5 protein-coding genes are annotated in these 5660 nt (G+C 43.1%); 1 reads left to right on the top strand and 4 read right to left on the bottom strand.

Annotated elements, in window-relative coordinates; translation table 11 throughout:
* Window positions 1-91: 91 nt before the first annotated feature.
* On the bottom strand, window positions 92-1138 hold the full coding sequence (locus ACYTXL_RS26360; RefSeq protein ID WP_461927279.1) for an RNA-guided endonuclease InsQ/TnpB family protein: 1047 nt from the start codon (window positions 1136-1138) through the stop codon (window positions 92-94).
* A 123-nt stretch (window positions 1139-1261) separates the two neighbouring features.
* Window positions 1262-1906, bottom strand: coding sequence for a Uma2 family endonuclease (locus tag ACYTXL_RS26355; protein WP_461927278.1), 645 nt, complete (start codon window positions 1904-1906; stop codon window positions 1262-1264).
* 228 nt (window positions 1907-2134) lie between these two features.
* Between ACYTXL_RS26355 and ACYTXL_RS26350 the strand changes: the two genes are divergently transcribed.
* Window positions 2135-2755 (top strand): Uma2 family endonuclease, encoded by a 621-nt coding sequence (locus ACYTXL_RS26350; protein ID WP_461927277.1) that lies wholly within the window; start codon window positions 2135-2137, stop codon window positions 2753-2755.
* Between the two features lie 147 nt (window positions 2756-2902).
* On the opposite strand, the gene ACYTXL_RS26345 is transcribed toward ACYTXL_RS26350, so the two are convergent.
* Both ACYTXL_RS26345 and ACYTXL_RS26340 read right to left on the bottom strand, forming a co-directional pair.
* Window positions 2903-3145 carry a DUF2281 domain-containing protein gene (locus tag ACYTXL_RS26345; protein WP_461927276.1) on the bottom strand — a complete coding sequence of 81 codons (243 nt, stop codon included), beginning with the start codon at window positions 3143-3145 and terminating at the stop codon, window positions 2903-2905.
* A gap of 790 nt (window positions 3146-3935) precedes the next feature.
* Window positions 3936-5660 (bottom strand): secretin and TonB N-terminal domain-containing protein (locus ACYTXL_RS26340; RefSeq protein ID WP_461927275.1); only part of this gene is annotated, 1725 nt, incomplete at its 5' end.

The raw sequence follows: 5660 nt of genomic DNA, 5'->3' as shown, positions 1-5660 counted from the left end.
AATCTAATAGCGCGTGAGAAGTCGGAACCTGTAAGGGTAAACGAAACTCGCTCCGTGAGTTAGAACCCCCTGCGTTTACGCATGGGGTATCTCAGTTGAAAGACTTGTTAGAACGATAGGATTTACCTTTAATGGGGTGTACGTGGTGACACCGCGAACAAGTCTGACTGGTATAGGCAGGTGGGACAAAAACAACCGGAACACCAGCGATATTTGCCTTGTAATTAACAAACAACCGCAACTGGTAAAAAGCCCAATTATTAGTTTTACGGCGTTCAGTCTTGCTTCTAGGTTGCTGGTTGAGCGATTGTCTGATATTGGTCAGGTCTTCAAATGCCAAAGCAGAGTTACTTTGTTTGGCATCTTGAACAAGTTGTTTAGAAATATTGTGATTCAACCACTTTTGGAACCTTTGTTCTCTCCCAGAGAGCCTTCTCAACAATTTTCTAGAACTGCGAGTGCGTTTGGATTGAACATTAGCCCTGACTTTACTGTATCGGTCACGAGTGTTTTGAATCTGCTTGCCACTCCAAGAGTCGCCATTGGAAGTGGTGGCTATGTCGCGCCTGCCGAGATCGACCCCAATGACACTTCGGCTTCGCTCAGTGCTAGCCTTGGGTGTTTTACCTGTGGGGCTGGTGGGCAAGTCAACACAGATATTGATGTAATAGTCGCCGTGCTTGGTTTTGTTGAGGGTAGCAGCCGTTGGGGATTGCCCTTTAAGCAATGCCAACTGGTAGTTACCAATCAACAACTTAAACTTTTTGCGACCACACATCAAAGTAACGCCCACAGTTTGCAGCTCTTCCAAGTACTGAAAAGTCCGAGCATCCAAGTTAATAGATGTTGGTCTGAACTTGTGGATTTGTTTAACTGCTTTGGCGTTACCAATCACGCGGCGAATAGCTTGACAAACATGATTTGCCTTAATGCCCGTAGATGCGCGTACTGGCTTATAAACCAAGTGGTGAAGCTTGGTAGTATTCCAGCATTTTTCACGCTTTGCAACCTCCAGTATCTGATTACAAGCATCAGCAAACCCTTGCAAAGTGCGGTCTATTTCAGAGCGCAACTCTACAGGTACTTGAAGCTTGCATTTTACAGATATTGTCTGCATTGCATTCGTATCAGAACTCATCCAATTATATCAGAAAACGCAATGCACAAACTAGTAGCTAACGTTGGATTTGCTAATTGCTCTCACCACCAAACTGAGTACAGTTTTGGTGGGAGTCTCCTGGAGGTTTAGATGAAAATGATTTTATGGTTGACCATCAGAAATATTCTGTTGCACCCAAGCCCGAAAAGCACGGGTAGTAGCAATTTCCCCATTCTTTTTAGCTTCTGCGATAAACCGGGGAATCTCCTTCACCGACACAGGCGCAAAAGTAGGGCTGGTTTGGACTTCTAAGTATTGCCCACCTGCAAGTGTGTAAACTCGCAAGACACTGCCGTTATAACGCCAAAATTCCGGGACTGCGATCGCAGCATAAAGCCTCAGCTTGTCTATTGCAGACCTGGAATATTCCACCTCTAGCACCAGGTCTGGAGGTGGGGCGATCGCTAGGTCAATATTTTCTTGCTCTCGAACTAGGGCTTCATTTTGAATATAGTAGCTACTATCTGGCTCTGCTCCCTTCTGTAAATCATCTCGCGTTAAGGTTAGCGAACCAGCACGTTTAATTTCCCAACCCAACTCTTCGCACAATACACCAACAAAAGCTTCTATTACACGGTTTGAGTTCTCGTGTGGCATTTGTGGAGTCATAATTTCTATGGTTCCATTGTCATAAGCAAATCGGGAGTTTCGCTCTGAACCCATTTCAGCCAGCATGGTTTTAAAAGTCTGCCAGCTGATGTTTTGGAGTAAAACTCTATTTTCTGCGGATGTTGTTATCGCTACCATATTTAAGTTCTCTGCAACAAACTTTTTCGAGTAAGTAAGTGGGTCAAGTTAAATATCAAACCTCACCCTGCCTCCGGCTTCCCTCTCCTTACTAAGGAGAGGGATTGAGGGTGAGGTTTGATCTTATGTTTAATTACGTCTACCTACTTACTGTATCCCTTAATATTACTGTTAAGGCTGAACGTAAGAAAGCGATATGATTGAAACGACTACTAGGGGTGATAGATTATGACTCAAGCCATACCAAAACTAGTAACCTTTGAAGATTTTGCAGCGTGGCGACCCGAAGGTGGAAGATATGAATTACATGATGGCGTGATTGTTGAAATGGCACAACCAGTAGGAGACCATGAGGATATTGTTGGTTTTGTAGGAAGAAAACTAATAGTAGAATTTGACCGATTAAATTTACCTTATACAATCCCCAAAACTGCGTTGGTAAAACCAACTAATTCCGAATCTGCCTATTCCCCAGATGTGCTATTACTCAATCGCCTTAATTTAATGAATGAGCCGCTATGGAAAAAAGAATCAACTGTAAGCCTTGCAGCATCAATTCCCTTAGTAGTTGAGGTAGTTAGTACTAACTGGGATGATGACTATTACACAAAACAGGGTAAGTATGAGGGTATTGGAATTCCTGAATACTGGGTTGTAGATTATCTCGGTCTAGGTGCTAAAAAATTCACTGGCAACCCCAAACAGCCTACTATATCTATTTATCAATTAATCGATGGTGAATACCAAGTTACTCAATTTAGAGGCAAGAATCGCATCGTCTCGCTTACTTTCCCGGAATTGAATTTAACAGCCGAACAGATTTTTCAAGCTGGAGGTCTGCCAACGTAGCGACTTTCAACGTATTCAGCAAGTCAGAATATTATCTGTTGAATCTTATGACAATCAAATAAAAACTTATCGAAGAAATTGAATCATCGCCAGATGCACTTTTGGCTGAAACACTGAGTAACATGCCAGAATCAATATAAGTTATTTTCATTCATCTCTACCCTGTAGCCCACCTCTCCAACTGGCGAGTTCTTTTTTAATTTCATCTTCATCTAATAAATGTTTACCAGAAGCAACAATCCTAGTACGAATTTGCCGCAAACGTTCTCCCAATGGGGTTTTATTTGCCGAGTTTTTCAAACCAAGAAATTCGACAAAATCTAAAACTTCCTTTTGTTTGTCTTGTGGAAGAGAACGCCACTTTTTTAATAACTCTTGTTGTGGACTCATTAGCATTCACTCACTACTGTTACTACTTCTATTGTGATTGAGTATTTTTATCAGGACTTACGCAAACAATAGCCGAAAAGAATGATTTTGGTTCTTCAGTACCTGTTATGCCAAATTATTAGTTAAACATCAAAATTTGGCTTAAAAAATAGGGTTAAAAGCCAAAATTATTGCTAAAATCCTAAAATGTTAGCAAATAATGCTAATTATGTTGATAAATAAGGCTTTCAGGGTTTTATCAAAGGAGTTTAGCATAGTAAGTACTGAAGAGCCATGATTTTCTTCTTAGGGGCAATTCATGTAGCTTTAGCTGACCGCAGGGTATTGCCCCTACCGTGTGTAGTTTTGCGTAATACCCTTTTACTTTAATAATGATACAAATACGTTGGTAGGGGCACAGAAAAAGCTCATTGGTGTCAACTTCAGAAAAAATCTGCTTTGAGAAGGCGTTTTGCCCTCATCCCCTAACCCCTTCTCCCAAGTTGGGAGAAGGGGAACTAGATAATTTGCTCCCCTCTCCCAAAATTGGGAGAGGGGCTGTTCTTGTGAGGGTCAAACCTGGAAAGCTTGCCTTGCCTAACTTCTACGTTAAGTTGACACCAATGAGCATTGCTGTGCCCCTACGAGAAATCTATATGTATCAGGGTTTGTGTGAAATGGTATAAGTCCTATTTATTCTAGAATGACATTTAAACTTAATCCTACTCGTGAACAAGAAGATCCCCGACTTCTTAAAGAAGTCGGGGATCTGAGCCTTTGCCAAAGGTGACTCACCTGCACATTATCTTTATTACCTGCTAGGAAGCTTCAAGCCTCGACGCTCAAGGATTTGCCGCACTTCTGGGCTGGGGTTGTAGTTATAGCCGTAGGAGGAGTTCTGAGAGTCATCCATGATTTGCGGTGTGAGCAATACAATCACCTCATTGCGCTGATTGGATCTGTCTGTTTTTCTAAACAGCGCACCAATAAGGGGAAGATCACCCAAAATAGGAATCTTGGAAATACTTGTCCGGTCTTGGTCTTGAATAATGCCTGAAAGAATGAGCGTTTGACCATCTCGTAAGCGAATTAAGCCAGAAGTAAGGGAGCGCTGAGACACTAAAGTAATACTTCCATTTCCTGTATCTGCTGTGCCTGAAGGAGCGCTGACAGTAGGAGCAACCGATAGAGAAACGAAACCATTATCGTCAATCCGCTCAATTCTTACATTCAAGGTTAAGCCAACTGCTTGCTTCTGAATTGTTCTATCTGTCCTAGAACCACCAGAAGTATCCGTTGTTTGGAGGGTTATATTTCCCACTACTTCTTGAGTCAGGTTGATAAGAGCCTGCTGACCTTCTTGCACAATTAAGGTTGGGTCTGTCAAAATCTTGGCATTGCCATTTGTCACTTGAGCTTGCAAGCTAGTGAGAAGACGTTTAGGGAATTGGTATAGAGAAGAGAGAGCAGATGTTACAGTACCATTAGTGCCTTGAGTTACAGTTGCAATCCCATTTGCCGCAACAGTTATAATGTTATTCGTTGCCGGGGTAATGGCACTGAAACCTGTTTGTAATGCGTTGGACGATGCTGGCGAAATTGGTTGATATGCTGTTGCATTTGTGTTAGGTGTTGTATAAACGGTTCCTGGCGCAACTACAATTCCATTGGGAGCTGTATAGGGGGTTTGAGATTGGTTAATGACTGTAGTACCTGACCCACCGCCTGGTATCGTCGTAAACTGGTTAGGATTTAAAAAAGGCGTTCCTGTAATTGGATTGGTAATAGTAGGTGTCGGAGTCACACTGTTTGCTACTTCAGCACTAGTAGCTGGTCTGGAACCACCGAAATTAAAAGACGCTGCACCACCATCACTGCTAAAGTAGTTGTTGCCAATCCCAAAAGAAAAGCTAGTGTTGTAGTCCTGGGTGTTATTGAGATTAACATCGATAATCTTGACGTTGACTACCACTTGACGACGGCGGATATCAAGCTGAGTTAGTTGAGCGATCGCCATCTCAACTAGTCGGGGAGCGCCAATCAAGGTAATGGCATTGGTGCGTTCCTCTCCTAATACCTGTAAACCTCTCAGTAATGGGCTAGAGTCTGTAAAAGTAACGCGTTGAGTTTCAACTCTGGTTTCCGTCGTCGTCTGAGTTTGGGTGATCGGCGCAGCTCCAGCCCCAACAGGCACAGCATTAACGCTGGTAACTTGTCGTTCGCGACTGACGGCGCTTTCTGCTCCTAAGGCGACCAAAAAGTTCAGGGCGACTCCCACTGTCACCTGATTAAGTCGCAGGCTACGCATAACCATGTCACGGGTCGCATTAGGTAGTTTAGCCCCTACAAAAACTGTCCGACCACTGCGATTAGCTTCTAGACCACTCAAGCGCAAAACGTAGTTAAACACATCTTGCACTGGCTCGTTTTCTATATCTAGAGAGATTGTTTGAGAGGTTGCTGGTGCTGCGGCACCTTGCTGACCTCCAGCAGCTTGCTCACCTCCTATGTAAGCCAGGTTGAGATTAGCAGCACG

The sequence above is a fragment of the Nostoc sp. genome (assembly GCF_054880495.1).
This window is presented reverse-complemented; position numbering and strand designations above follow the sequence as displayed.